We start from the raw sequence: 24,340 nt of genomic DNA on the forward strand, positions 1-24,340 counted from the left end.
CGTTCATGGCGGCGGCATAGTCCGAGTCTAACACCGATCTGCAGAGCATCCGCCCCATGGAAAACCGTGAACTGCCCAGCCTGATGCACGTGCGTGCCTTTGTCCGCGTGTCCGATCACGGCAGCGTTTCCAAGGCTTCCGTGGCGTTGTATCGGGCACAGTCGGTGGTGACTCGCTCGATTTCAGAGCTGGAGACCCGGCTCGACGTGCCGCTGTTCGAACGCCACGCCAATGGCATGCGTTTGACCGATTACGGCGAACGCCTGCTGCCCCGTGCACGCCGCGTGCTCGTCGAGCTGGAAAGCGTGCCGCGCCTGTTGAGTAGCGGGGATAAACGTGCGGTCGAGCCGCTTTATCTGTTTCAGGCCAGGCGCCTCCAGGTGTTCGTCAAACTCTGTGAAACGCACCACATGCAGACCGTCGCCAGTCTGCTCGGCCTGAGTCAGCCGGCGATCAGTTCGACCATCAAGGTCATGGAAAGTGGCTGCGGCCAGGCACTCTTCGAGCGCACGCCACGCGGCTTGCAGCCGACCCGCGCCAGCCATGAAATCCTTTTTCCGATTCGCCGGGCGCTGAATGAATTGCGCCATTTCGAGACCGACATCACCGCCCTGCACGGCGCCTTGCAAGGCGTGGTGCATGTCGGCGCCCTGCCCCTTGGTCGCACACGGATATTGCCGGAAGCCATCGTGCGCATGATGGCCGAGCATCCGCAGATCCAGGTGATCACCAATGAAAGCCCCTTTGATTTGCTGGCAACGGAACTGCGCGCCGGCGATGTAGATTTCATTTTTGGTGCCCTGCGTTCGGAAGCCTACGCCAGCGACCTGACCGGCGAAGCGTTGCTTACGGAGGACATGGTTGTGCTGGCGCGGAGTGATCATCCGCTGTATTCGAAAACGGCGCTGCACGATGAACTCAGCGCAGCCCAGTGGGTGCTGCCCCGCGCCGGATCGCCGGCCCGCAAGATGCTTGATGAGTGTTTCACCCGTTTCGGCATTGCGCCCCCCCGGCCGGTGGTGGAAAGCGCTGACATGGCGATCATTCGCGGGTTGTTGTTGCGTTCGGACATGCTCGCGGCGGTGTCCGCGCATCAATTAGAACAGGAGATTGCCTCCGGCGAGTTATGCATCCTGCCGCTTGAACTGAAACAGACCACCCGTGCCATCGGCCTGACTTATCGCACCGGCAGCCTGCATTCGCCAGTGGCACAAGCCTTGATGGAGATGATTCGACGGGTGATTCGTGAGCAGGCGGTTGTTCCGGGAAGTCAGTCACTTTCTACGTGACTGATACACCGCTATCGCTGGCAAGCCAGCTCCTACAGTGGATTTGTGTTGTTCCCAGGTTTTGTGTGCGCTTTCAATACCCGTAGGAGCTGGCTTGCCAGCGATGAGGCCGGCACATCCAACATCATTGCTGACCGAAACATCGCCATCACTGGCACGCCAGCTCCTACAGGAAGGTGTTAAAGCAGGCTGAACGGATAGCTAATGATCAAGCGGTTTTCGTCGAACTCGTTGCTGCTGTAGTCCCGACGGATGCTGGAGTTGCGCCAGCGCAGGTTGAGGTTCTTGAAGCTGCCGCTTTGCACGGTGTAGGCCAGTTCCGATTCGCGGCCCCACTCCTTGCCGTCGGTGGTTGCACTGGTGTGCACGTTGTCGCCACTGATGTAGCGGTTCATCAACGTTAGGCCGGGGATGCCGAGGGCGACGAAGTTGTAGTCGTGGCGCACTTGCCAGGATTTTTCCCGGGCGTTGTCGTAGCTGTTGTTGTAGCTGTCGTTGGCCAGGGTGCCGCCACTGGTGCCGTTGACCCGCATCCAGGCATCGTCACCGGTGAGTTTTTGCAGGCCGACGTAGAAGGTATTGCCGCCGTATTTGGCCGAGAGCAGTGCCGAAACGGTTCGGTTATCCAGGTCGCCAGCACGGGCACTGCCGTCCTCGCGGCCCCAGAAATAACCGAGGTTCGCGCCCAGAGTCCAGGCACCCAGAGGCTGGCTGTGAACGATTTGCATGTACTGCTGCTGATAGATGTCCTTCAGCTCGGCATTCCACACACCGATCATCGTGCGTTTTTCGTTGAAGCTGAATTCACCGCCAATGAAATTGAAGCGATCGGAGGTGAATGCGGTTTTGCCCTGCATGAACATGTCTTCCATGCTCGAATCGTTACGCGGGCTGTTCTGCCGGAACTGGCCTCCATACAGCGTCAGGCCATCGATTTCCTGTGAAGTGACCTGCCCACCGCGAAAAGTCTGCGGCAGCGAACGGCCGTCGTCGGATCGCAGGATCGGCAGCACCGGCATCCACTCACCGACCTTCAATTCGGTCTTGCTCACTTTCATTTTTCCGGCAACCGCCAAGCGGCCAAAGTCATCAGCCGGACGACCATCGCTGTCCAGCGGCAACAGCTGCGTGCCGCCGGTGCCTTGGCCGCCATCGAGCTTGACCGAATAGAGCCCCAGAACATCTACGCCGAACCCGACCACGCCTTGGGTGAAACCGGACCTGGCATCGAGAATGAAACTCTGGGTCCACTCCTCTGCCTTGCTTTGCGGGTAAGCCGGGTTGGTGAAGTTGCGATTGATGTAGAAGTTGCGCAGATTCAGGTTAGCGCTGGCGTCATCGATAAAACCGGCCGCCGAGGCCCCCAGGGGAAGCGCCGAGACAACGGCCAAGGTGCAGACGATCCGATGATTGACGGTGTTTTTCATTGTTATTGTTTTCCGATTTTTTGGGTAAAGAAATGCCCTGCGCCCGTTCAGTGCCGGGCACAGTGAGGTCAAACAAAATTGGCTGATGGCGACCCGGGAAGAGCCGCCGTTTACTGGAACGCGTTAGCGACCGATGATCAGCGCGGTGCTTTGCCCGCCACCGAATACAGCACCTGCTGGTTTCGGGTTTTCATGAACTCGTCCAGGCTCTGACCACGCATCGCCGCGTAGACCTGCAGATTGGGAATCCCGAGCACCGCCGCGAGTTTTTCCAGCACGAAGAAGATCGCCCCGTACTGAATCAACCCACGCCAGTCGCGGCGGCGCAGCAGGTCGCGCTCCTCGTCGCTCAGCCTGCCTTCCTCGAACAGCGCTTCTGGCGCCTCGAGAAAACGCTGGCGCCATTGCGGCTCGATCATGCGATGCAGGAACTTGTTCAGCCGATAACCCTTGGCGCTGCGCTCCAGAGTGAACGGGTACGTGCCCTCGAGTTTTTCGATCCCGGCCAATTGGTGCTGCATGTGCTGCAAGTGGCGTTCGGTCAATTCAGCAGGTACCGGACGGTCCTGATTTTCCAGCAGCAAAGTCGCAATGCCGGTCATGGATGGCAGGTAGTAATCCTGATGCAGATTCTTCACCGTGGCCGACAACGCGCCGCGCATGATCAGCCAGGTGATGACTTCAGAGCCTTCCATGCCGCCGAGGGTGGCGTATTCGGCGTGGGTCATTTCAGTCAGGCGCACCGGGTCATTGACCAACAGATCGATGAACTGCGCGTCCCACTCCGGGTTGTTGAATCCGCAGCGCTCGCCGTGCACCTGGTGAGACACGCCACCGGTGGCGACGATGGCCACCTTCAAGTCTTCCGGATAGCTTTCGATGGCGCGGCGCAGGGCCTGGCCTAACTTGTAGCAACGCAACGCGCTAGGAATCGGGAACTGCAACACGCCCACCTGCAACGGCACGATTTCCACTGGCCATTGCGGATCGCAGGGCAACAGCGCCGACATCGGCGAGAAGAAGCCATGATCCAGTGGCTTGTCGCGGAAGAAGCTCATGTCGAACTCATCGGCCACCAGACTCTGGCCAATGTGCCGCGACAGCGCCGCATGTCCACCGACGGCGGGCAACGAACGAGGGTTGCCGCCTTCGTCAGCGACCTCGTAACGCTCGTCCACACCGAGGGAGAACACACCGTAGTGGTCGAAGAAGAACGACGTCACATGGTCGTTGAAGATGTAGAACAACACGTCCGGCCGTTGCTCCTTCAACCACACCTTGATCGGTTCGAAGCCTTCGAAAATCGGCGCCCAGGCAGCCTCATTCTGTTTATCGTGATCGACGGCGAAGCCAATCGTGGGTGTGTGGGATACAGCGAGGCCACCGATGATGCGTGCCATAACGAGTTCCTGTGTTCGTAAAAAAATTATTGCGCCAACAACGTCTGACTGACCCGGCGCCGTGCATGACCGTTGGCCAGGATCGCCAGCGCAGCGAAGAAGGCCGGCACGCTCAACAGGGCGAACAACAGCGGCAGGCCCAAGCCCAGGCTGAGCACCGCACCACCGATGAGTGAACCAAAGATAGCCCCGAAACGGCCGATCCCCAGCATCCAGCTGACACCTGTGGCGCGGAAGTCGGTCGGGTAGTAACCGGGAGCGAAGGCGTTGAGACCGGTCTGCGCGCCGCTCATGCAGAAGCCTGCCGCGACGACGCCGAACGCCAACAGACTCGACTCCAGGCTGAAAGCTCCCAGCAGCAGGATGAACGCGCCGCCCAAGGCATAGGAGGTCGCAATCACGGTGTTCGGGTTACGTCTGTCCATGGCCCAGCCGACCACGATCGCACCGACCGTGCCGCCAATCTGGAACAGGCCAGTGATGGTCGCTGCCCGCTCTATGCTCAGACCACCTTCGCGCAACAGGGTCGGCATCCAGCCCATGGTCAGGTAGATCACCAGCAGGCCCATGAAGTAGGTCATCCACAGCGCTAGTGTGCCGAAGCGATAACCCTCACTGAACAGCTTGCGCACCGGCGCCTTGTGCTGGACCTGAGGCTCGCTCAGGGTAAATTTCGTGCTCGCCGAAAATTGTCCGCCCAGCTTGTTCAATACCTTGGCGATCTGACTGGCCGATGCATTGCGTGCCGCCAGGAACCTCGGTGACTCGGGCAACAGCAGCCAGAGGAACGGCAGCAACACCAGCGGCAGGATGCCGCCCGCGAGCAGCACCGATTGCCAGCCGTGTTGCGGGATCAACCAGGCCGCGAGAAAACCGCCCATTCCCGACCCCATGTTGAAACCGGTGAACATGATGGTGATGAACAGCGAACGATTGCGCTCCGGCAGGTACTCGGAGAGCAGCGTGGTGGTATTGGGCATTGCGGCGCCCAAGGCCACGCCGGTCAACAGTCGCAGGATTGCCAGTTCATAGGGGTTGCGAGCGAAGGCACAGGCCAGGCTAAGCACGCTGAATCCAGTCACGGCAATCAACAGCACTTTCTTGCGGCCCAAACGGTCGGCGTAACGGCCGGCGGTCAAAGCGCCAATGGCCAGACCGACCATGCCGGCGCTCATCACCGGGCCGAAAGCCGCTTTGGAAAGACCCCACTCCTGAATCAGCGAAGGCGCGATAAAACCCATGACCGCAACGTCAAAGCCATCGAACAACACAACGAAGAAACACAGGCTCATGATGAGCCACTGGTATCTGGCAACCGGCCGGTTGTCGATCCACGCTTTGATATCGACCGTTTCGTGACTCATGCTTTTCACCTTCTTATTTTTTTAGAAATTCCGACTGGTCCGGCAATGGCGGCTGGCCAGGCAGCCATCCACCTTTCGAACGCTGGGCGTGACTCTAAAGCCGCACAGGCCCGCCCCGCCTCTGGGAAATCCTTAAGCGGGTATCGATTTTTCTTATCGGGTGGTTTTAGACATATGCTATTCAGCGGTTTGAAACACCTTTACACCGGGCGGATCGCGACCCCTGAGAGTTGAGTCAGGCAGGGCCGAAAATTCAACTTTCTGTTTGTATTCGGTCAATTGATCGGCGGAACTGAACAGCATTGAAGAATTGTTATTTCGAATACGTCTGTAGACGATACGAATCGCTCACCTAACATACATAGACACAACGATGCTCCCCATTGCCAGTGGAGAAGACATTGGAATGTTTAACCTCCAAACATCAAGGCGACAAATTTCACCCCACTTGCTCGTCCTGGGACTGATGTTGGCTGCATTTTTCTCTCAGGCCTCATATGCCGGCGATCAAGGCACAAAAGCCTTCTCCAGCCTGTTCCCTTTACTCGCGCAGATATCCGACCAGAATCACCCGGTCAATCAACCGCTTGAACATGAAGTAAATAAATTGGCTAACGGCTTTTCGGCTATTGCCAGAGAAATGGATGGCATGAACAAACCGGTGCCAGGAATATTTATGTCAGCCATTGATGCTTATCGAGAACAACTTCTGCGAGCACTGAATGTCGGTAGCGCGCAGGAGACAACAGCGCTCCTTAAAGAGGTCAGTGAGGATACTGAAATCAAACGTCACTACCTGGTTGCGACATCAGGATTTTCCGGATTCGATCGACCGATGCTGGTGGAAGTCAGCGTCATGACCTTCCGCGGTGACAAAAGTGAGCCTGGGTACACTGTCACCTGCAATTCGTTTCGCGATGTAGTGAACAAAGGTGATGCACGCTTTCCATTCGCTTCCGACACTAACAATGCCTCCTTACCTTTACCTCCAGGCCGCTACCGCCTGCAGATTTATAAAGGACAGACACTCGTGCACAGTCGGGACATCCGCGTGGGTTTAAGTTCGAAAACTTCAGAGGAGGTAAAAATAGATGTCTCGAACTTCTGACAGCCCTCAACCCGACGTAAAGCGTATATGGATGCCTCTCCTTTCCCTATCGGCATGGATTGTGGCCACTTTCTGTTCGAGCCTAAGCTTTGCGATAAAGCTGTCATCCAACTCTGACATCGATGGGATCGTCCTGGTATGCGCAAATATTTTGGTGGCGCTTGTCATTGGATTTCTTACTCTGTATGCGTATAGAGTGCATCGTCAGAAGGCCAAACATACCTGGCTCCGCTTGGCGTATATCAGCGCCGCAATATTCTTGATGACCTTTGTTTCTTTTGTGGTCCTTCGCAGTACCTGGACCTGTCAATATACGTCGGACATTCGACTTGTTATCGGTCCAACCCCAACACTTGACTTATTGAATTACCTATCAACTTTCGAACCCGCGAACCAACCATCCTGTTCTGAACTCCTTGCCGACTATGGTGGGGCAACCGACCGTATGTACGCTCAAACCGAACTGACCATACGCTTCGTTACTCTGGTATTCGCTTTCTTCGCAATGTGGTGTTCATTAGCCTGCGCGGTTGTTTCAATCGCCTACGGCCTTGGGGCAAATAGAACCCTCTCGCCTAAACGTAAAAGAGGTGTGTCTTGAAGAACATTACGCGCCTGCCAATAACCCAACTCTCGGCGCCTGCCATCGCGCTTTTACTTTTTTTTTCATCGAACGCTTGCAGTGACGATATCGGCGATGCTTTTGCGCAAGCACAGCAAATTGCTGCGCAACGCTGGAAGGTGTCAGCGATCAACCTGCTGCAAGTAGACGGACAAAATATTGCGACAGGAACCGATGGCAACATACTGGCAGGCCATGACTTTGTGACCCGTTTCACGCGCGATATGACGCCCGCTAATAAAGCTGCCGCGCTCAAATTTGTAATGCTTCACGAAATGGTGCACGTGGCCCAAAAAAATGACATACCAGACGTCTCGCCGGCCGATCCTGCGCGCAAGCCTTTCGAATGCCAAGCGGACATGCTGGCGTCATTGGCGTTTTTCGACTCAATGTTTGAAGACAAGTCAGATAACCCGGAAATGGGGCCAAAGGCGGCCTTGCCTACAGCACGCTTGCTTAAACAACTCGGTGCTGGTGAAGAGTTGACTACGCCGGTTTCAGCCAATGGAACGGGTCATCTAGATAAACGCGAGCGTGCTTTAGCGGTGCATTTTGGCTTTTTAAGAGCGTTGTTAAAGTGGATGGACCTTTCCGGGCAAAAAGGCGATCGGATAGACAAGCTGCGCGCGACATCACATCGATTGCTCGGACCCCAGCACGCCGGTGATGAATATGCATGGAGCACAGGTTTGTGTAATGCAATTACCCGAAGCATATCAGACGTTGTCGGAGCACTTTTTTTGAATACAAGCTTCGACGTAGAGGCAGACGCTAAAGCGAACTCCGCCGCCAACTTCGACAAAAACAGCAACTTTATTTTTACCAACAATACCGCCAGGACCCTCGTCATCCAACTCATTGCAGTTACGGGTGGATACCCCAAGGGAGCACCGGAAAAATATGAAGACTATATATTTACCGACGCGTCTTACGGCTCAGTTGAAATACCACCTCGGTCCACCGGAAAAATAGCCATCGGGTACAACTTTTCATCACTGGACTCAGAACGATACGATTCATTCTTTTGGGAACTTCCATTTGACAAAAACGCTTTAATATCAGCCTCATATACTGGTAAACAACTGGCAAATCCGAACTGCAATAGCGGCTGGGAAAATTTGGGCAACAGCGACATAGAGCAAATGGCCGCAGCGATGGTTCGAATCGGTCTGGCGGAGAAGGACGGGTTTTCCTCAATAGTTTCCAGCCCTCTGTTCCCGGGACAAAATATGCCAATGTTTCATTCATCCATTGAAGTACCCGGAGCCACAGAAGTTACCATTTACCGAAGCTCCTCAAATTCTTTCGCAACGGCAGAACTCTATTACGGTGACGATTTAAAATTAGCTAATAGCACCTTCGAAAAAACTGCCGAGGCGTTCAAAAAATTGTGTAGCACCGCAGGAGTAAAATTCTCAGGCAAGGACACTCCCGACGGCGCGTCTCGACACCTAAGAGTCGCCAATTTAACCGGTTATACCGAAGCTAATCTGACGTTACGCACAACTGAAAAAGCTGATGATTCCGGGAAAAAGACCAAACGTTATCAGGTCGCATGGGGTATATCTGCGGCGGATTAACGCGTAGCGCGACGCGGGAGAAATCCGTGAAAAACATGCTTGCGTTAATCCAACAATCACTCCGTTTTATGACCACCAGCCATAGACGCTCAGTGGCCCTCCTTTGTTTTGTATTTTGTGGGTCAACCATTTCACTCGCCTCAATCGCAGCAGAGTCAGAGTGCAAAAATCCCTTGCTTGTAGAAGAACCCAGCACCCTTGGTATGAACTTTTCGATTTCCACGGACAGAACTCTGGTTGCCACTGACGCTGTTGACGGGTTTGGTGCAGTGATGGACGTCACCGTGCGCAGCCTGCCATCGGGTGACGCTATTCGACGCTGGTCCTTCCCGAAGGAAAGCCTGAAGAATTTGTGTTTCGTCGACAAGAGTCGATTACTGATGGTGGGTAGTGACTCAGGCACCCTTCGAATTCTTAATCCGGATACGGGCGAGGTCTTGACCCGACTTAACGAGGGGGTTCTGTCGCCGATCCTCGGGTTCGATTGTCCTGCCAATGGCGGTGCCACGGTTTCACAATATGCTATCCCGCGCGGAACGATAGAGTGGCTATCCGCAACCCTGGAACCATCTGGAAAGTTCGAAACCGGTCCCGGCGCTACTTTGGTGGCATCGGCTGCGTTGCGGGATCGAGCGTTAGCGCTAAAGAAAGTCGAGCTAGCGGAGCAATCCCCGTCATTAGAGAATTTATTGAACGATGAACCAGAGGACACCCAGGCCTCAACACGTTACGAGCTACTCATGGTCAGCGCTCAGAACAATGCCGTGATATGGCAGCATGAATTAAAAGAAACACCGTTGGATACCGTGGTGATGGATCCGTCTGGCAATGTAGGTGCGTGGATGGATGAAGAGGGATTTCTTCACATCATCAACACACACGATGGAAAAGAAACCGCTCGCGTTCAAATTGCAGAACTTTCGTTTCCGCACTTCACCTTTAGCGGTAACGGACGGTTTCTGGCCATTTCAGAGATGGGCGAGTGGCATTCGTATGTGATCGATACCAGCTCTGGCAAGATCGTCAATCAGACACAAACGGCAGAAATTCTGGCACTGAACGAAGACAGTAGCCCGCTCATGCAACGAAAGTCCGGAGACGAAGGCATTGAAATCTTCTTCAGTGGAACAAATGGCGCGGATGCACCCCACATTAAAGGTCGTTTACAGACGCCTACGCTTGTCTCCCAGCCATTAGGCCGACTCTTTCTCAGCGGCCAGAATTTTGATTACTTATTCAGCGTAAAAGACCGGAAAATTACACAGTTACTCAAGCCTGGCGACGTGATTGTCACGGTTGCAGCCAGCATGACTCCGGATGATGTCTTACGAATTTACGAGCGCTCCGATGGCGACTTTTCTATCGGAACGCAAGACGGCAAAGATGAACTGGCCCGATTACCTCCAAAATCCAGGGGCTTGGCGGTTGCTACATCCGGCGGTGACTATGGCCTGCTGATGGCGTCCGTCAACGCAGATGATCTCGAACGAATTAAAACCGCCGTGGAGGCCTGGTCAAACACACTTGATGATAAGGGTGAACTGGCCGAGCTCAACAAAGTGCTGACCTCCACGAATACCACCCTTTATCAATTGGACTTCAGCGGCGCAGCTACACAGATTCAGTCGTTCAAAGGCGCAGTGTCGGCTATGGAAATCAACGACGATCAGACGGCAATTGCCAGGTTCCAAGCCCCTAACCTACAAGTATTCGGCGCCAAGAGTGGCCGAAGCGAATTCAAAACGACCATTTCTGATGTCACGACTTCAATCAGGTTTTCACCGACTCGATCCTGGATAGCTTTTACCCGTGACTCGGGAATTGAGGTGTGGGACTGGCGCAAAGACAGTGTGGTAACAAAAATCAGCCGCGAGAGGGCACTGGACGACGGCTTCGAATTTTCCGCCGACGGCAACTCGCTCATATATGCCGACGGTGCGAGTGTACACATCACAGCATTGTCATCGTCCGAACCCCAAGGGCGCCCAGCAACGCGCCAAGAAGTTACCAGTTATAACGCCGACGGAGCAGTACAGGCGATAGCGCCGCTGAACGATCAATTCTTTGCCGGTATATCCAGTTCCGGGGCTGTGAATGTCTGGAAAATCGGCCAGTCAGCATCAGTGGCGCGAATCGTGTTTGAAAAAAACGGTACCTGGACTGTATTTGACAACAAAGGCCGCTTTGACACTTCCTCCATTGAGACTAACCGCGCACTCCATGTTTTAAGCACGGGTAGCGCAGCGACTCAACTCAATCCAAGCGATTGTCGCGACAGTGTATGGGTCCCTGGATTGCTCAATGAAATATTCGGACAACCCGGTGAATTGTGATCCACCGTATTCAGAAAGATCGCGACAAGTTTTCCAGCAAATCAAGTAACCGCCCAATCCGTAAGTGGCCGAAGCCATCGACAAACTGGGGTTCTTCATTCTCAAATTGCAATGTTGCCCGGAGTCATGACATGAACGAATACCAACCCATGAACTGCGACCTGCATGACTATCTCGAGATCGCCTGCATGCATGGTTATCAACTGGATATCGAGTTGAAGGATGGTGCAGGTTTGCAGGCCAAAGCGCTGACCACGCGAACCTCCAGCGAGAAGGAAGAATTCCTCCTCGTCGAAAACGCTGATGGCCAGCAGGAGATCCGTCTGGATCAACTGCTGGCCATCACTCCGCTGGATGCCAACGCGCAGTTCGGTCGGGTGTTGCTCACGGATGCCGTCTGCAGGTTTTAGCGGCAATCTCAGACCAGCGACATCCCGCCATCCACGTGCAATTCAATGCCGTTGACGAACGAACTGTCGCTGGACGCCAGGTACAACGCTGCCTGCGCCAGTTCTTCGGACTCGCCCAGACGACCTGCAGGGATAATGTCCGCCATCATCTGCATAAACCCTTTGATGCCAATCGCTATCAACTGAATGGGCGAACCCTGCCCATCGTCTTTGAAAACGGTGAAACCCTGGTCCCGCGTGGACGTATCGGCCTGGATTCGGGCTTCGGCCTGCGCGCCGCCGCGCTGGGCGGCATGGGCATCGCCTACTTGATGCAATGCACCGTGCAGCAAGATCTGGATTCAGGCGCGCTTCAGCAAGTGCTGGCCGAGCAGCGCCTGCCGTCGCTGGCGATTCATTCGCTGCACGCGTTTGGCGCGCTCACACCGATACGGATCAAGTTGTTTGCCGACTTTGTTCAGCAAGAGTTACTGCGCATGGGCGGGCGTCAAACCTTGAGTCATACGATCACCTCAAATCAATCGTCAATCGACATTACCCACCCAAGCCCCGCAAAACCTTCGATACAGCGTTTTACCCTTGTCCATTTAAATCAAACGAGGTACAAACGGCATCAAGTTGTACGACAACATAATAAAGACACTCGCCCACTGTCGCGGTGGTGCATTTGATTCGAGAACCTGCCATGACCCGCATGACCTCCATGGATGAAGCGCCTGCGCCCTTTCCTCGCCACCTCGCCGTATTGATTTTGCTCTGCATGGGATGTGCCTTCGCCGGTAACCATGTGGCGGCCCGTGTAGCATTCGATGATGGTGCCGGGGTGTTGTTGGCGATCCTGATGCGCTCCGGCGGCACGCTGTTGGTATTGGCTGTTTTGGTGTTGTGGCAACGGCAGAGCCTGCGTTTGCCACCGGGAGCCTGGCGTTGGCAGTTGCTGCTGGGGTTGCTGATTGCCACCCAAAGTCTGTGTTTGTATTCGGCGGTCGCGCGGGTGCCGGTGGCGCTGGCATTGCTGGTGGCTAACGTGTTTCCCATCTTGCTCGCACTGCTCACTTGGGCGCTGGGTGGGCCGCGACCGAGCGCCCGCACCGCCGCGCTGATGGGTTTGATTTTGCTGGGTCTGGTGTTTGTGCTGGATGTACCGGGTCGCCTCGCATCCAACGCCAGCGCAGGCCCCGAATGGTTGTTGGGCGTGGCCCTGGCCTTCTGTGCAGCCAGTGTTTTTGCCTGCGCCTTGTGGATCACCGATCACAAATTGCCTCAGGTACGCGGGTCAGTCCGTAGCCTGCTGACCATTTTTATCGTTTTCAGCAGCGCCAATCTCGCCGGCATGACCGGTGCACTCCCCGGTGGTTTGAACCTGCCGGCCAGCACGACCGGTTGGCTGGCACTTGCCACGTTGGTGGTGCTCTACGGCACCGGTTTTATCGTGTTGTTCATGTCGGTGCCACGCCTGAACATGTCGCGAAATGCCCCGGTAATGAACATCGAGCCCCTGGCCACGCTGTTGATGGGCTGGGTGGTGCTGGACCAGATGCTCAGCGCAGGTCAGGTGCTGGGCGGCGTGATTGTCGTCACCGGCATCGTGTTGTTGACCTATCGCAAGACGGCCCACACACCCGGTGCCGCGCGCCCCATTGCTGGTATCCCGAAGCGCAACTAAACAACCCGCCGACCTCAAAAAGCCCCAGATACAACAAAGCCCGCTGAGCCCGTTCCGGTTCGGCGGGCTTTTCGCATTCAACATGACTCTGAACCGTTTGTCGCCAAGGCAAGAAATGACCTCTTGACGAAAAACGGGTTCTGCGAGAAGATCATTTCCATCGGATGCGATGTGAACGCATACGACACTAAACCAAACCCAATTGCACCGTCGAGGATTCACCCCATGAGCAAGATCGAAAAAGTCCTGGTTACCGGTAAAACCCACACCACCCTCAACGCCGCTGGCAAAACATCGCGCGGCCATAACGGCAACCTCGATATCGAGCTCTCGTCGCCAGGCAATGCCAAACCGGCCCACATTTTCGTCGGCACCCAACCGCACCCGACTGCCGAGCAATTGTTCGCCGGCGCCTGGTCGGCCTGCTACATCGCCGCCGTTGGCCTGGCTGCCAAAGAATTCAAGGTGGAACTGCCAGCAGACGTGTCGGTAGATATCGAAGTCGATCTGGGCCAGACCGGTAACGCCTACTTCCTGCAATCGCGGATCACTCTTCGCCTGCCGGGTATCGCACACGATACCGCGACCGCAATCGCCCATGCCGCCGACCAAATGTGCCCGTACTCCAAAGCCACTCGCGGCAACATCGACGTGGCCCTGAATGTGATTACCGAGTAATTTTTCCCGCTATACGTATCGCGTGCGATGTATTCGCACGCGATTTATAACAACGAAATCCGAGGACATCATCATGAGCAAGATCGAAAAAGTACTGGCCACCGGCAAAACCCACACCACCCACAGCAACGCTGACTCCACTTTGCGTGGTCATAACGGCAACCTCGACATCGTCTTGTCCTCGCCCGGCAGCGCACAACCGGCACATGTTTTCGCCGCCACCCAACCGCACCCGAAAGCCGAACAACTGTTCGCCGGCGCGTGGTCGGCGTGCTACACCGCGGCAGTTGGCCTGGTCGCGGCCGAACGCAACATTGCGCTGCCGGCGGACCTGTCCGTCGACATCGAAGTGGACCTCGGCCAGACCGGTGCGGCGTACTTCCTTCAAGCTCGCCTGACGCTGCGCGCCCCAGGCCTGGCACAGGATGTCGCGACCGAATTGGCCCACATCGCCGATTCCATCTGCCCGTACTCCAAGGCAACCCGCGGCAACATTGATGTGGCTCTGAATGTCATCACCGCGTAATGCCCCGAGCGGCCGGTTCGCCTGGGTCAAACCCGGCACCGGCCGTCGGCCTTTGTTGCTAGACGTATTGGAGCACTTCCGACACCATCGCATACGACGTATAGTTTCTGCTTTGCAAGACATCCGTCCTTGATCAAAGAGAACGCCCATGAAAATCACCGACAAGACCTCCGCCCTGGATCTGAAGCTCTCCGACTTCCTGTGTTTTGCGGTTTATTCCACCAACCTGGCGTTCGGTAAAGCCTATAAGCCAATGCTCGAACGGCTTGGCTTGACCTACACGCAATACATCACCTTGGTGGCGCTGTGGGAACAAGACAATCAGACCGTCGGCAGCCTCGGGGAAAAGCTGTTCCTCGAATCCAACACCCTCACCCCTATTCTCAAAAAACTCGAAGCGATGGGTTACCTGCTGCGCCAGCGCGACCCGGAAGACGAGCGTCAGGTGCGTATCAGTCTGACGAATGAAGGTCGAAAACTGCGCGAAGGCCTCTCGGAGGACGGCTTCCCACAAACCGGCCTGGATCCCGACGACTTCGTGCAAATGCAGCAGGCCATCGTGGCGCTGCGCAATAACCTCATTCGCACGACCAATAACGATAAGTAAACGTTGGCGCGGCAAAACTGATTCCTGCTGGTAGAAGTCAGCGATTGCGGTCACTCGTACCACAAAGGTAGTATTGAGAACGATTCACACTACCATCTGGAATGACGACCGGTGCAACCTCCTTCGCCCAGCAAGCTGAGCTACTTTTTCAGCGATCATCACCGTTGGCTGCTGCAGCATATTCAGCGACGGCTGCGCAATCACGCGGACGCCGAGGACACCGCCGCCGATACGTTTTGCCAGATGCTGGTGGCCCGCGTCGATCCCGACAGCATCGAGCAACCTCGCGCTTATCTCTCGACCATCGCCCGGCGGCTAATTTTCGACCGGCATCGTCGGCGCAAACTGGAACTGGCCTATCTGGAGCGCCTCTCCACCCTGCCCGAAATGCTGGCGCCGTCCCCGGAAGAACAACTGCAACTGATTGAAGCCCTGGTCGCCATCGACCGGGCGCTGGACGGCTTGCCAATAGTGGTCAAGGCGACCTTCCTCTATAGCCAGCTGGACGGCATGAGTTACGTGGCAATCGCCAAAAAACTGGGTCTGTCGGAACGCACCGTCAGCCGCTACATGAAACAGGCGTTGCTGCAGTGTTACTTGAGCGAGTCTGCACCATGAGCAAATCGCGCCTGGACCCTGTCAGCGAGCAAGCCATTGACTGGATGGTGCGGCTGCGCGCCAGCACGCCAACGCCTGCACTTGAGGAACGTTTCACCACCTGGTTGAGCGAGGACCCTGCGCACGCTCAAGCCTGGGCAAAAATGCAGGAACGCATTGGCGGGTCCTTCAATACGGTTCGTGCCCTCGACCGACGTTTGCCCGGTCACTCCGAACATGCCCGCCAACTTCTATTGCAGCCACAGACTTCTCGGCGTGATGCGCTGCGGGTGATCGCCGGCCTGGGGCTGCTGGGTGGCGGTTTATGGCTGGGAGCACGCAGCCCGCTGGGCGATAGCCTGTTCGCCGATCTGCACACTGCACGTGGCCAGCGCGAGAGTTTCCATCTGGCTGATGGCAGCCGCTTGAGCCTCAACGCTGACAGCGCCGTGGACCTGCAATTTGATGAGAATCAGAGGCTGGTCATCCTGCGTCACGGCGAACTGATCATTCAGGTGGCCCCCGATCCCAAGCGTCCCCTGCGCGTGCGTACCACCCAAGGCGAAATACGCGCGCTGGGCACACGTTTCCTGGTCTCCCAGGAGCAAGACGCCAGTCGCGTGGTGGTGCTGGAGCATTCGGTCGAAGCCAGGCTCTTCGATGGCACCCGGCGTGACTTGCAAGAGGGAGAGTCCGCCCTGCTCTACGCGCGTCGGATCGATCCGGTGGTCGGCGATCAACGATATCGCGCCGATTGGCTCAGCGGACGGCTGAACGTGCTGGACGAGCCACTGGTAAAAGTCGTCGATGCCCTGCGCCCCTATAGCCGAGGGTTTGTCCGCGTATCCCCTGAAGTCCGCGACTTGCGCGTCCAAGGCGTATTCCCACTGAACGACCCTGAAAGAACCTTTGCAGCACTGGCTGAAACCCTGCCAATCCGGGTGGATCACTACAGCCCGTGGCTGACGTTGATCCGCGCAAAATCGGACCGGGAATAATTTTTTTGAAAATGACTCTTATTTGTGTCTGGTTTTCATTTCTCATCCCACCTATCTCCTGACACTTACACCTTCAGGAGAATGCTGTGTTCAACCCGTGGTCCCACTCGCTTTCCGTCGCCGTTGCCCTGGCAAGCCTGGCAGGTTCAACTTTAGCGCAGGCGCAAACCCTGTCCTTCAACCTGCCCGCCGGCCCGCTCTCCAGTACGTTGAACGCCATTGCCAGCCAGAGCGGGCACATCATTTCGCTGGAGCCGGCACTCGTGCAAGGCAAGCGGGCGCCCGCCGTCGTCGGCCAGATGTCACCTGAACAGGCCGTGCAGGCGGCGCTGACAGGCAGCGGCCTGCAATTGCGAGTCACCGAACAGGGCAATTTCAGCGTCGAGCCGATCGCGGCCAGCGACACCACGCTGCAACTGGGTGCGACCAACATCATCGAAAGCAGCAACGATGCCACGACCGAAGGCTCGGGCTCCTACGCTGCACGAGCGGTGACCATCGGCAAGGGCACACACACCCTCAAGGAAATTCCGCAGTCGGTCACGGTGATGACCCGCAAACAAATGGACGATCAGGACCTCACCGACCTCAAAGACGCGGCGAACAAGACAACTGGTCTGGTCGGCGTTCAGGGCGTGGGCAAGGGCTTGATCCTGACCTCGCGCGGTTTCCAGATCGATGACTGGCAGTACGACGGCGTGCCGATCCCCCGCAATACCTACGCGCTGGGTAACTGGGCCACCCAGGACCTGATCTTCTTTGATCGCATGGAGGTACTGCGCGGCGCATCCGGGTTGCTTCAAGGCACCGGCAGCCCCGGCGGCGCCATCAACCTGGTGCGCAAGCGCGGCCAGAATGCACCGACCGTGACCGTCACCGCCAAGGCCGGCTCCTGGGATCACTATGGCCTGCAACTGGATGCCGGCGGGCCGCTGAATCAGGCTGGCACTGTGCGTGGCCGTTTGGTGGCCGACGAGGATCAGAGCGATTCTTTCATCGACTACGAATGGAGCAAGACCCATTCGCTGTACGGCGCGCTGGACATCGATCTGCGTGAGGACACCATCCTGGGCATGGCGGTCAGCTATTCCGATGGCGAGTCGCGCCCGATGATCCGCGGCCTGCCGCGTTATTCCGACGGCAGCCCCGTCGATGTGTCGCGCTCCACCTACACCGGCGCTCGCTGGAACCATTCGGACATCGATGTCACCACCGTCTACACCGATCTGGAGCACCGTTTCAACGACGACTGGGCCTTCAAGGTCGGCGCCGTGCACATGACGGAAAACAACAAGGCGAAGAATCAACGAGTGCAAAGTAGCGGCGATGGCCTCGAACCCGATGGCAGCGGCGTGCAATACGCGGACTTCGTGACGGATTTCGACGCGACCAAGCTGGGTCTGGACATGAACCTGATCGGCCACTTCGACGCCTTGTCCATGCAACACGAAGTCATGATCGGCGGTAACTACTCCAAATACACGTCGGACGACAAGTTCGCTCGAACTTTCAATGACAGCACCGACACGATTTTCGGCATTGACCACGAGCGCCCGGAAATCAGCTACGACGGCTTGCTCAATACCCCCGGAGGTCGTGCCACCCCGAGCAAATACGACATTCGGCAAAAAGGTCTGTACGGCAGCTGGCGGGTCAAGCCGATCGAGCCCTTGACCCTGGTGCTCGGCTCGCGGGTCAGCTGGTACGACTACAGCTACAAGTCATGGTCTCAAGTTGCGTTCAGCGACATCGTGACCGAAAACCCGGAAAGCACCGCCAACGAAACCGGTGAAGTCACGCCCTACGCCGGCATCATCTATGACCTGAACCGCGAATGGGCGGTGTATGCCAGCTACACCGATGTGTTCGAACCCCAAGCCCTGCGCGACGCCAGCGGCAAGATGCTCAAGCCGGTGATCGGCAGCAACTACGAAGTCGGCCTCAAGGGCGAATTGATGGATGGGCGCGTCAACACTTCCTTGGCCGTGTTCCGTTATGACCAGGAAAACCGTGCGCTCAACGACCTGGCATCGGGCTTCGCCTGCGACGGCTGGTACTGCTCGGTAGCTGCGGGAAAAGTGCGTAGCCAGGGGATCGACGCGGAAATCAGCGGTGAAGTATTCGCCGGCCTGCAGCTGTTTGCCGGTTACACCTACAACACCACCAAGTACATGGATGACCCTGAAAACGAAGGCAAGGTCTTCAGCACCTGGACGCCCAAGCATATGTTGCGGGCCTGGGGTGATTACCAGTTCAACGGCGACTGGAGCCGTGTCAGCACCGGGCTCGGCTTCACCACCCAAAGCCATACTTTGGGGTATGAACACACCTACGACGTGCCTGGTTACACCGTGTGGAGTGCCCGCGTCGGCTACCAGCTAACGCCCGAAATCGGCTTGGCGGTGAATGCCAACAACCTGTTCGACAAGCACTACTACACGGCGGCATACAACCAGCTTAGCGGCAACAACAACTTTGGCGATCCGCGCAACGTGATGTTCAGCGTGAAGTACACCCCGCAGTTCTGACACTGATTGCTGGCGGATAAACGCCAGAAAACTGTGTGCGAGCCTGCTCGCGATGCGGCCTGTCATCAACATTCTCGTTGACTGTCAGGCCCTCATCGCGAGCAATCTTCCACAGGTAGTTCACCGGGATTGGGGTTTATTTATCCGACTTGATGCTGGTCCACACTCGTGTGCGAACTCGCTCAAGCTTTTGCGGCAGCGGTTGCACGACGTACAGGGTTTTCAGTGCTTCGGCGGTTGGCGTCAGGTTCGGATTGCCGGTGATTTCCTCGTTGATCAGCGGCAGCGAGTCCTTGTTGGCATTCGGATAACCGAGGAAGTCACTGATTGGCGCGATGACTTTCGGGTCGAGCAAGTTGTTGAGAAACTCGTGGGCTTCTTCCACGTTTTTCGCGCTTTTCGGAATGGCGAAGGTATCAAACCAGATCGGCGCGCCCTCCTTCGGCAAGCGCCAATCGACCACCACACCGTTGCCCGCTTCTTTGGCGCGATTGCCGAATTGATAGAAGCTGCCGGAGTAACCGATGGCCACGCAGATATCACCGTTGGCGATGTCAGTCATGTACTTGGCGGAGTTGAAGTAGGTCACGTAAGGGCGAATCTTTAACATCAGGGCCTTGGCTTTTTCGTAGTCATCAGGGTTCTGGCTGTTCGGGTCCAGCCCCAGATAATGCAGGGCCAACGGCAGGATTTCCGACGGTGAGTCGAGCATCGCCACGCCGCAGGATTTCAGCTTTTCCATGTTTTCCGGCTTGAACACCAGGTCCCAGCTGTCCACCGGAGCATTCTCGCCAAGCGCGGCCTTGACCTTGGCCGGGTTGAAGCCGATCAGCACGGTGCCGTACATGTAAGGCACGCCGTACTGATTGCCGGGGTCGTTCTTGTCCAGCAACTTGAGCAGCGCCGGGTCCTGATGGCTCCAGTTGGGCAACTTGGACTTGTCGAGCTTTTGAAACACGCCGGCCTTGATCTGGGTTTCGATGAACTGGTTGGACGGCACCACCAGGTCATACCCGGAGTTGCCGGTCAGCAGCTTGGCTTCCAGGGACTCATTGGTATCGAAGGTGTCCCAGGTCACTTTGATGCCGGTCTTTTCGGCGAAGTCCTTGGGTACGGACGGCAGGATGTAGTCCGCCCAGTTGTACACCCTCAACTCGCGCTGTTCGGCGTGCACGGCGCTGGCCAGCAGCGTCAGCCCACAAACCGTGGCGCCCAGAATGCGTTTCATAGTGTCCATGGATCAATTCCCCAATGTCAGCTCGTTGGTTTTTTATGTTCTGTACACGGCAAGCGGCCTTAAAAAGAAGCCAAGGGCAAGGAAGACAATAACTCTGGTTGTGGATACGCAAGGCCCTATGGAGTCAGCCTTGCACTCCGATTCTTGCTGACAGCCTAGACGCTTCATAGCGTGGAGTTGGCCAAAAGGAGATCGAAATGGCCATTTTGCGTGTCCGGATGGATGACGAAAGTGAATGCGGAAAAATCCGCGCGATCATCGGTCGATGGAACAGGAACGACTAGACTCACCGCTGACCGCACCGGACTGCGATTGATTTGAAGCCACTGCGCTCGATCCGGGAACTGCATGAATCGAACGGGGTTTGCCATTGCACCCCGCAAGCCGATCAAGCCTGGAATGCCCGCTGGAGTTGGTATGTTTGCGACCCTGCTCATCATTTTTGTTTCCTCCCTGGTGATCATTGCCCTGTTCCAGCGCCTGCGATTGCCACCGGTGCTGGGTTACCTGTGCGTGGGATTGGTCATTGGACCCAAGGCGTTCGATTGGGTGAGCGATAGCGACGCGTTGCCGCTGCTCGCCGAAATGGGCGTGGTGTTTTTGTTGTTCTCTCTGGGGCTGGAGTTTTCCCTGACGAAAATGATCGCCCTGCGTCGCGTTGTCTTCGGTCTCGGAACCCTTCAGGTGGTGACGTCCGGGCTACTGTTGGGCGCGGCGTTGATGATCATGGGCATGCCGGCCACCTCGGCGTTTTTGCTCGGTGGCGGCCTGGCCCTGTCCTCCACGGCGATTGTCAGCAAGGAGCTGACCAGCCTCGGCGAAATTTTCAGCAGCCACGGCCAGAACGCCATCGGCGTGTTGCTGTTCCAGGATGTGGTGGCCGTTCTGCTGCTGACGCTGGTGCCCGTGTTCGCCGGCACCAGCGACCAAGCCTGGTATTGGGCGCTGCCCCTGACACTGGGCAAGACCCTGGTGTTGTTCGTCGGGCTGTCACTGACCAGTCGCTGGCTGTTGCCCCATCTGTTTCATGAAGTCGCCAAGGCGCATTCCGCCGAGCTGTTTGTGTTGCTCACTCTGGTCATCGTCCTGTTGACCGCGTGGTTGACTCACCTGCTCGGCCTGTCCCCTGCCCTGGGTGCATTCCTCGCCGGGATGCTGCTGGGGGAGAGTCATTATCGTCATCAAATCGAAGCGGATATCCGGCCATTTCGCGACATCCTGCTCGGGGTGTTCTTCGTCAGTATCGGCATGCTCATCGACCTGCGCTTGTTTGCCAGTCATGGCCTGCTGATTCTCGGCCTGACCCTGGGATTGCTGCTGATCAAAGGTGCCGTGGTGGCGGTGCTGGTCAAACTGCGCGGCAGTGACAATGAAACCGCATGGCGCAGTGGCCTGGCATTGGCGCAGGGCGGCGAATTCTGTTTTGCGCTGATGACGCAGATGCAAGCCGGCAACCTGATGCCCGCCGAACTTGGCGGCCTGCTGCTGGCCGCGACCTTCTGCTCCATGCTGTTGACGCCGTCGCTGCTGCGTGCGGCCCCCCGCATTGCCGCGTACCTGCATCGCAAGCCCAATCAAGCGACGCAACTCGAGGAAATCAGCGCGGTTAACGCCGAGGTTCAAGGGCATGTGGTCATCTGCGGTTACGGTCGTGTCGGCCAGTCGATCGGACGCGTCCTGCGCAATGCCAAACAGCCCTACATCGCCCTGGACAACGATCCGGTGCGAATAGAAGAAGCAAGCGAAGCGGACAGCAGCGTGCATTACGGCGATTCCCATCGCGGCGAACTGCTGACCGCTGTGGGCCTGGAGCGCGCCCGACTGCTCGTCATTGCTGTGGGAGAGACGACCATTGCGCTGGCGATACTCAAGGAAGCACGCCGGGTGAACCCGAGCGTGCCCATCCTGGTGCGCACTCGCGATGACAGCCAGTTCGCCGAGTTGAAGGCGGCCGGTGCCAGCGAAGTCGTGCCCGAACTGCTGGAGTCCAGCCTGATGCTCGCCGCCCATGCATTGGTGCTGCTGGGGTACCCCGGGCAGCAAGTGGAAGAACGGGTCGACCAGGTCCGGCGTGACCGTTATCGCCTGCTGCACGGTTTCTATCCCGGCGCCGAGGATGACGAGACTTAGATAGAGGGCGCCTCCAATCCCCGGGCGTCATTGCATGGGATGAATCTCCAGATAGCTGCTGACGGCGTCATCCATGGTCGGAAAAAACGCCGATTCGCCGAACCGCGCGAACAGCCCGAAGCGTTTGAGCTTGTCCTTGACCGGGTCCTTCATCTCGGCCACGCACAACTTGATACCTGCCGCGTGCAAGGTTTCGTCCAGCTCGGCCAACATGTCGGCGGAAGTCACGTCGACACTGGTGACCGGTTCCGCCGCCACCACCAGCCAGCGCACGGGCGTTGGCGAGGCCGCGACGGCATCCAGCACTCGGTCGTTGAACAGTTCCGCATTGGCAAAAAACAACGGGGCATCCCAGCGAAACAACACCAGGCCGGGGATCAGGCTGGCATCGGGATAACGCCGGATGTCGTGATAGCCTCTGATACCCTCGGCTTGCCCCAGCACCGCGGAGTACGGCCGCCAGCCATCCCACAGGAATTCTATGACGGCGATCACGATGGCCAGGCCGATGCCCTCAATCGCACCCAGTACGGCGACGCCAATGGTGCATGCAATGGACAACCAGAATTCCCAGCGCTGGATTCGATAAATCCGCTTCAGGTCGTCAACTTCAATCAAACCAATGGCCGACGCGATCACCACTGCCGCCAATGCGCTATTGGGCAAATCCTGCAACAGGTTAGGCGCCACCATCAGCAGCAAGGCCACCGCCAGTGCCCCGACAACACCGGTCAACTGAGTCCTGGCGCCCGCCGCTTCGGCCACTGGCGTGCGAGAAGAGCTGCTACTGATTGGAAAACCCTGGAAGAAGCCAGCCGCCAGATTGGCAAAACCGAGCCCCGACATCTCCTGATTCGGGTCGACATAGGTGTGGGTCCGCGCCGCGTAGACGCGCGAGAGCACGCTGGTGTCGGCGAATGAAACTAGGGCCACGGCGCAACCACCTATAAGCACCGGGACAATGTCGTCGCGAGCGATCCACGGAATGGCGAATGCCGGCAATCCTTGCGGTAGCGAGCCGAGCACCGACACGCCTGCCCGCGCGGCAAGGTCCAGCACTGCCACGGCGACAGTCGCACCGGCCACGGCAATCAAAATGCTCGGGATACGCCTGTAGTTCCTGAGCGCCAGAATCACTGCCAAGGTGATTGCGCCGACCATAAACGTCGTCCAGTTGGTCTTTCCTGCCATCACTGAGGTGCAGACAGACCACAGGTTTCGTACCGGTCCATCGGTCTCGATCGAAAAACCGAAAAGTTTGGGTAACTGGCTGATCAACACCGTCACGGCGATGCCGTTCATGTAACCGTAGCGGATCGGTTTGGACAGCAACTCGGTAATGAAACCAAGGCGCGCTATGCCCGCCAGAATGCAAACCGCGCCGGACACGATCGCCATCATGCCCGCCAGAGCGACAGCGCGCTGCGGGTCGCCACCCGACAACGGCAGGACGACCGCAAGAATGACGGCGGCCAGCGAAGAATCCGGCCCAAGCACCAAAATTCGACTGGGTCCGAAAAACGCGTAAGCAAGCAGCGGGACGATGGTCGCGTACAGCCCATAGATGCCGGGTACACCCGATGCCACGGCGTAGGCGATGCCGACAGGGACCAGCATCGTGGTGAGGACCAATCCGGCCATGATGTCGTAACGCAGCCAGGCCAGTTTGTACTCGCGCAGCGTTCGAAGGCCGGGAAACCAACGGCCCCAGCCTTTCTGCTTTTCGCTCGACTCCCGATGGGCAATCCGCCCCGGTTCCAGGACGGGAGGCGAAGAATCTGAATTGCTCATAGGACTATCGCCCGAGGTTGAAAAGCCGGGGAGCTGCAAGAAAATGCCC

Annotated in this window: 20 protein-coding genes; 14 read left to right on the top strand and 6 right to left on the bottom strand. The window is 57.2% G+C overall.

The features are described from left to right. Window positions 1-56: 56 nt before the first annotated feature. Entirely contained in the window at window positions 57-1,289 is a 1,233-nt protein-coding gene (locus ABVN21_RS10810; protein ID WP_339552074.1) for a LysR family transcriptional regulator, read from the top strand. Window positions 1,290-1,468: 179 nt separating this feature from the next. Here the strand turns inward: ABVN21_RS10810 and ABVN21_RS10815 are convergent, their stop codons facing one another. From ABVN21_RS10815 to ABVN21_RS10825, 3 genes are all read right to left on the bottom strand, one after another. Then, the gene (locus ABVN21_RS10815; RefSeq protein ID WP_339552075.1) at window positions 1,469-2,716 is read right to left on the bottom strand and encodes an OprD family porin; all 1,248 of its coding nucleotides are present in this window, start codon (window positions 2,714-2,716) and stop codon (window positions 1,469-1,471) included. 137 nt (window positions 2,717-2,853) lie between these two features. Continuing rightward, window positions 2,854-4,116 (bottom strand): gallate dioxygenase, encoded by a 1,263-nt coding sequence (locus ABVN21_RS10820; RefSeq protein ID WP_339552076.1) that lies wholly within the window; start codon window positions 4,114-4,116, stop codon window positions 2,854-2,856. Between the two features lie 26 nt (window positions 4,117-4,142). Further along, the gene (locus ABVN21_RS10825) at window positions 4,143-5,480 is read right to left on the bottom strand and encodes an aromatic acid/H+ symport family MFS transporter (RefSeq protein WP_339552077.1); all 1,338 of its coding nucleotides are present in this window, start codon (window positions 5,478-5,480) and stop codon (window positions 4,143-4,145) included. 373 nt (window positions 5,481-5,853) lie between these two features. Here ABVN21_RS10825 and ABVN21_RS10830 point away from each other — a divergent pair, with 373 nt between their 5' ends. From ABVN21_RS10830 to ABVN21_RS10845, 4 genes are all read left to right on the top strand, one after another. Next, window positions 5,854-6,588: a hypothetical protein gene (locus ABVN21_RS10830; RefSeq protein WP_339552078.1), complete on the top strand. Its 735-nt coding sequence runs from the start codon at window positions 5,854-5,856 to the stop codon at window positions 6,586-6,588. Between the two features lie 597 nt (window positions 6,589-7,185). Further along, the gene (locus ABVN21_RS10835; protein ID WP_339552079.1) at window positions 7,186-8,790 is read left to right on the top strand and encodes a hypothetical protein; all 1,605 of its coding nucleotides are present in this window, start codon (window positions 7,186-7,188) and stop codon (window positions 8,788-8,790) included. A 26-nt stretch (window positions 8,791-8,816) separates the two neighbouring features. Further along, window positions 8,817-11,123, top strand: a complete 2,307-nt coding sequence (locus tag ABVN21_RS10840; RefSeq protein WP_339552080.1) for a hypothetical protein — start codon at window positions 8,817-8,819, stop codon at window positions 11,121-11,123. Between the two features lie 131 nt (window positions 11,124-11,254). Beyond that, the gene (locus tag ABVN21_RS10845; RefSeq protein ID WP_339552081.1) at window positions 11,255-11,533 is read left to right on the top strand and encodes a Rho-binding antiterminator; all 279 of its coding nucleotides are present in this window, start codon (window positions 11,255-11,257) and stop codon (window positions 11,531-11,533) included. Between the two features lie 8 nt (window positions 11,534-11,541). On the opposite strand, the gene ABVN21_RS10850 is transcribed toward ABVN21_RS10845, so the two are convergent. Beyond that, a complete protein-coding gene (locus tag ABVN21_RS10850) occupies window positions 11,542-11,688 on the bottom strand; it encodes an SDR family oxidoreductase (RefSeq protein WP_339561681.1) in 147 nt (48 codons plus the stop codon). 72 nt (window positions 11,689-11,760) lie between these two features. Here ABVN21_RS10850 and ABVN21_RS10855 point away from each other — a divergent pair, with 72 nt between their 5' ends. The 8 genes from ABVN21_RS10855 to ABVN21_RS10890 all read left to right on the top strand — a co-directional run bounded on the left by ABVN21_RS10855 (window position 11,761) and on the right by ABVN21_RS10890 (window position 19,133). Further along, the gene (locus ABVN21_RS10855; RefSeq protein ID WP_339561656.1) at window positions 11,761-12,204 is read left to right on the top strand and encodes a LysR substrate-binding domain-containing protein; all 444 of its coding nucleotides are present in this window, start codon (window positions 11,761-11,763) and stop codon (window positions 12,202-12,204) included. 89 nt (window positions 12,205-12,293) lie between these two features. Beyond that, window positions 12,294-13,199 (top strand): DMT family transporter, encoded by a 906-nt coding sequence (locus tag ABVN21_RS10860; RefSeq protein ID WP_353637245.1) that lies wholly within the window; start codon window positions 12,294-12,296, stop codon window positions 13,197-13,199. Window positions 13,200-13,424: 225 nt separating this feature from the next. Continuing rightward, window positions 13,425-13,877 carry an Ohr family peroxiredoxin gene (locus tag ABVN21_RS10865; RefSeq protein ID WP_339552082.1) on the top strand — a complete coding sequence of 151 codons (453 nt, stop codon included), beginning with the start codon at window positions 13,425-13,427 and terminating at the stop codon, window positions 13,875-13,877. 73 nt (window positions 13,878-13,950) lie between these two features. Then, entirely contained in the window at window positions 13,951-14,403 is a 453-nt protein-coding gene (locus ABVN21_RS10870) for an Ohr family peroxiredoxin (RefSeq protein ID WP_339552083.1), read from the top strand. Between the two features lie 148 nt (window positions 14,404-14,551). Further along, window positions 14,552-15,010 carry a MarR family transcriptional regulator gene (locus ABVN21_RS10875; protein WP_339552084.1) on the top strand — a complete coding sequence of 153 codons (459 nt, stop codon included), beginning with the start codon at window positions 14,552-14,554 and terminating at the stop codon, window positions 15,008-15,010. 111 nt (window positions 15,011-15,121) lie between these two features. Continuing rightward, window positions 15,122-15,628: a sigma-70 family RNA polymerase sigma factor gene (locus tag ABVN21_RS10880; protein ID WP_339552085.1), complete on the top strand. Its 507-nt coding sequence runs from the start codon at window positions 15,122-15,124 to the stop codon at window positions 15,626-15,628. Then, window positions 15,625-16,605 (top strand): FecR family protein, encoded by a 981-nt coding sequence (locus tag ABVN21_RS10885; protein WP_339552086.1) that lies wholly within the window; start codon window positions 15,625-15,627, stop codon window positions 16,603-16,605. The genes ABVN21_RS10880 and ABVN21_RS10885 overlap by 4 nt, the downstream gene beginning before the upstream one ends. Before the next feature lie 86 nt (window positions 16,606-16,691). Next, window positions 16,692-19,133: a TonB-dependent siderophore receptor gene (locus tag ABVN21_RS10890; protein ID WP_339552087.1), complete on the top strand. Its 2,442-nt coding sequence runs from the start codon at window positions 16,692-16,694 to the stop codon at window positions 19,131-19,133. A gap of 136 nt (window positions 19,134-19,269) precedes the next feature. On the opposite strand, the gene ABVN21_RS10895 is transcribed toward ABVN21_RS10890, so the two are convergent. After that, on the bottom strand, window positions 19,270-20,370 hold the full coding sequence (locus ABVN21_RS10895; RefSeq protein WP_339552088.1) for a polyamine ABC transporter substrate-binding protein: 1,101 nt from the start codon (window positions 20,368-20,370) through the stop codon (window positions 19,270-19,272). A gap of 417 nt (window positions 20,371-20,787) precedes the next feature. Between ABVN21_RS10895 and ABVN21_RS10900 the strand changes: the two genes are divergently transcribed. Further along, window positions 20,788-22,500, top strand: coding sequence for a monovalent cation:proton antiporter-2 (CPA2) family protein (locus ABVN21_RS10900; protein WP_339552089.1), 1,713 nt, complete (start codon window positions 20,788-20,790; stop codon window positions 22,498-22,500). 27 nt (window positions 22,501-22,527) lie between these two features. On the opposite strand, the gene ABVN21_RS10905 is transcribed toward ABVN21_RS10900, so the two are convergent. Next, window positions 22,528-24,291, bottom strand: a complete 1,764-nt coding sequence (locus tag ABVN21_RS10905) for a SulP family inorganic anion transporter (protein ID WP_339552090.1) — start codon at window positions 24,289-24,291, stop codon at window positions 22,528-22,530. Window positions 24,292-24,340 lie beyond the last annotated feature (49 nt).

Origin of the sequence: Pseudomonas sp. MYb327, assembly GCF_040438925.1 — a bacterium.
Lineage (GTDB): Bacteria > Pseudomonadota > Gammaproteobacteria > Pseudomonadales > Pseudomonadaceae > Aquipseudomonas.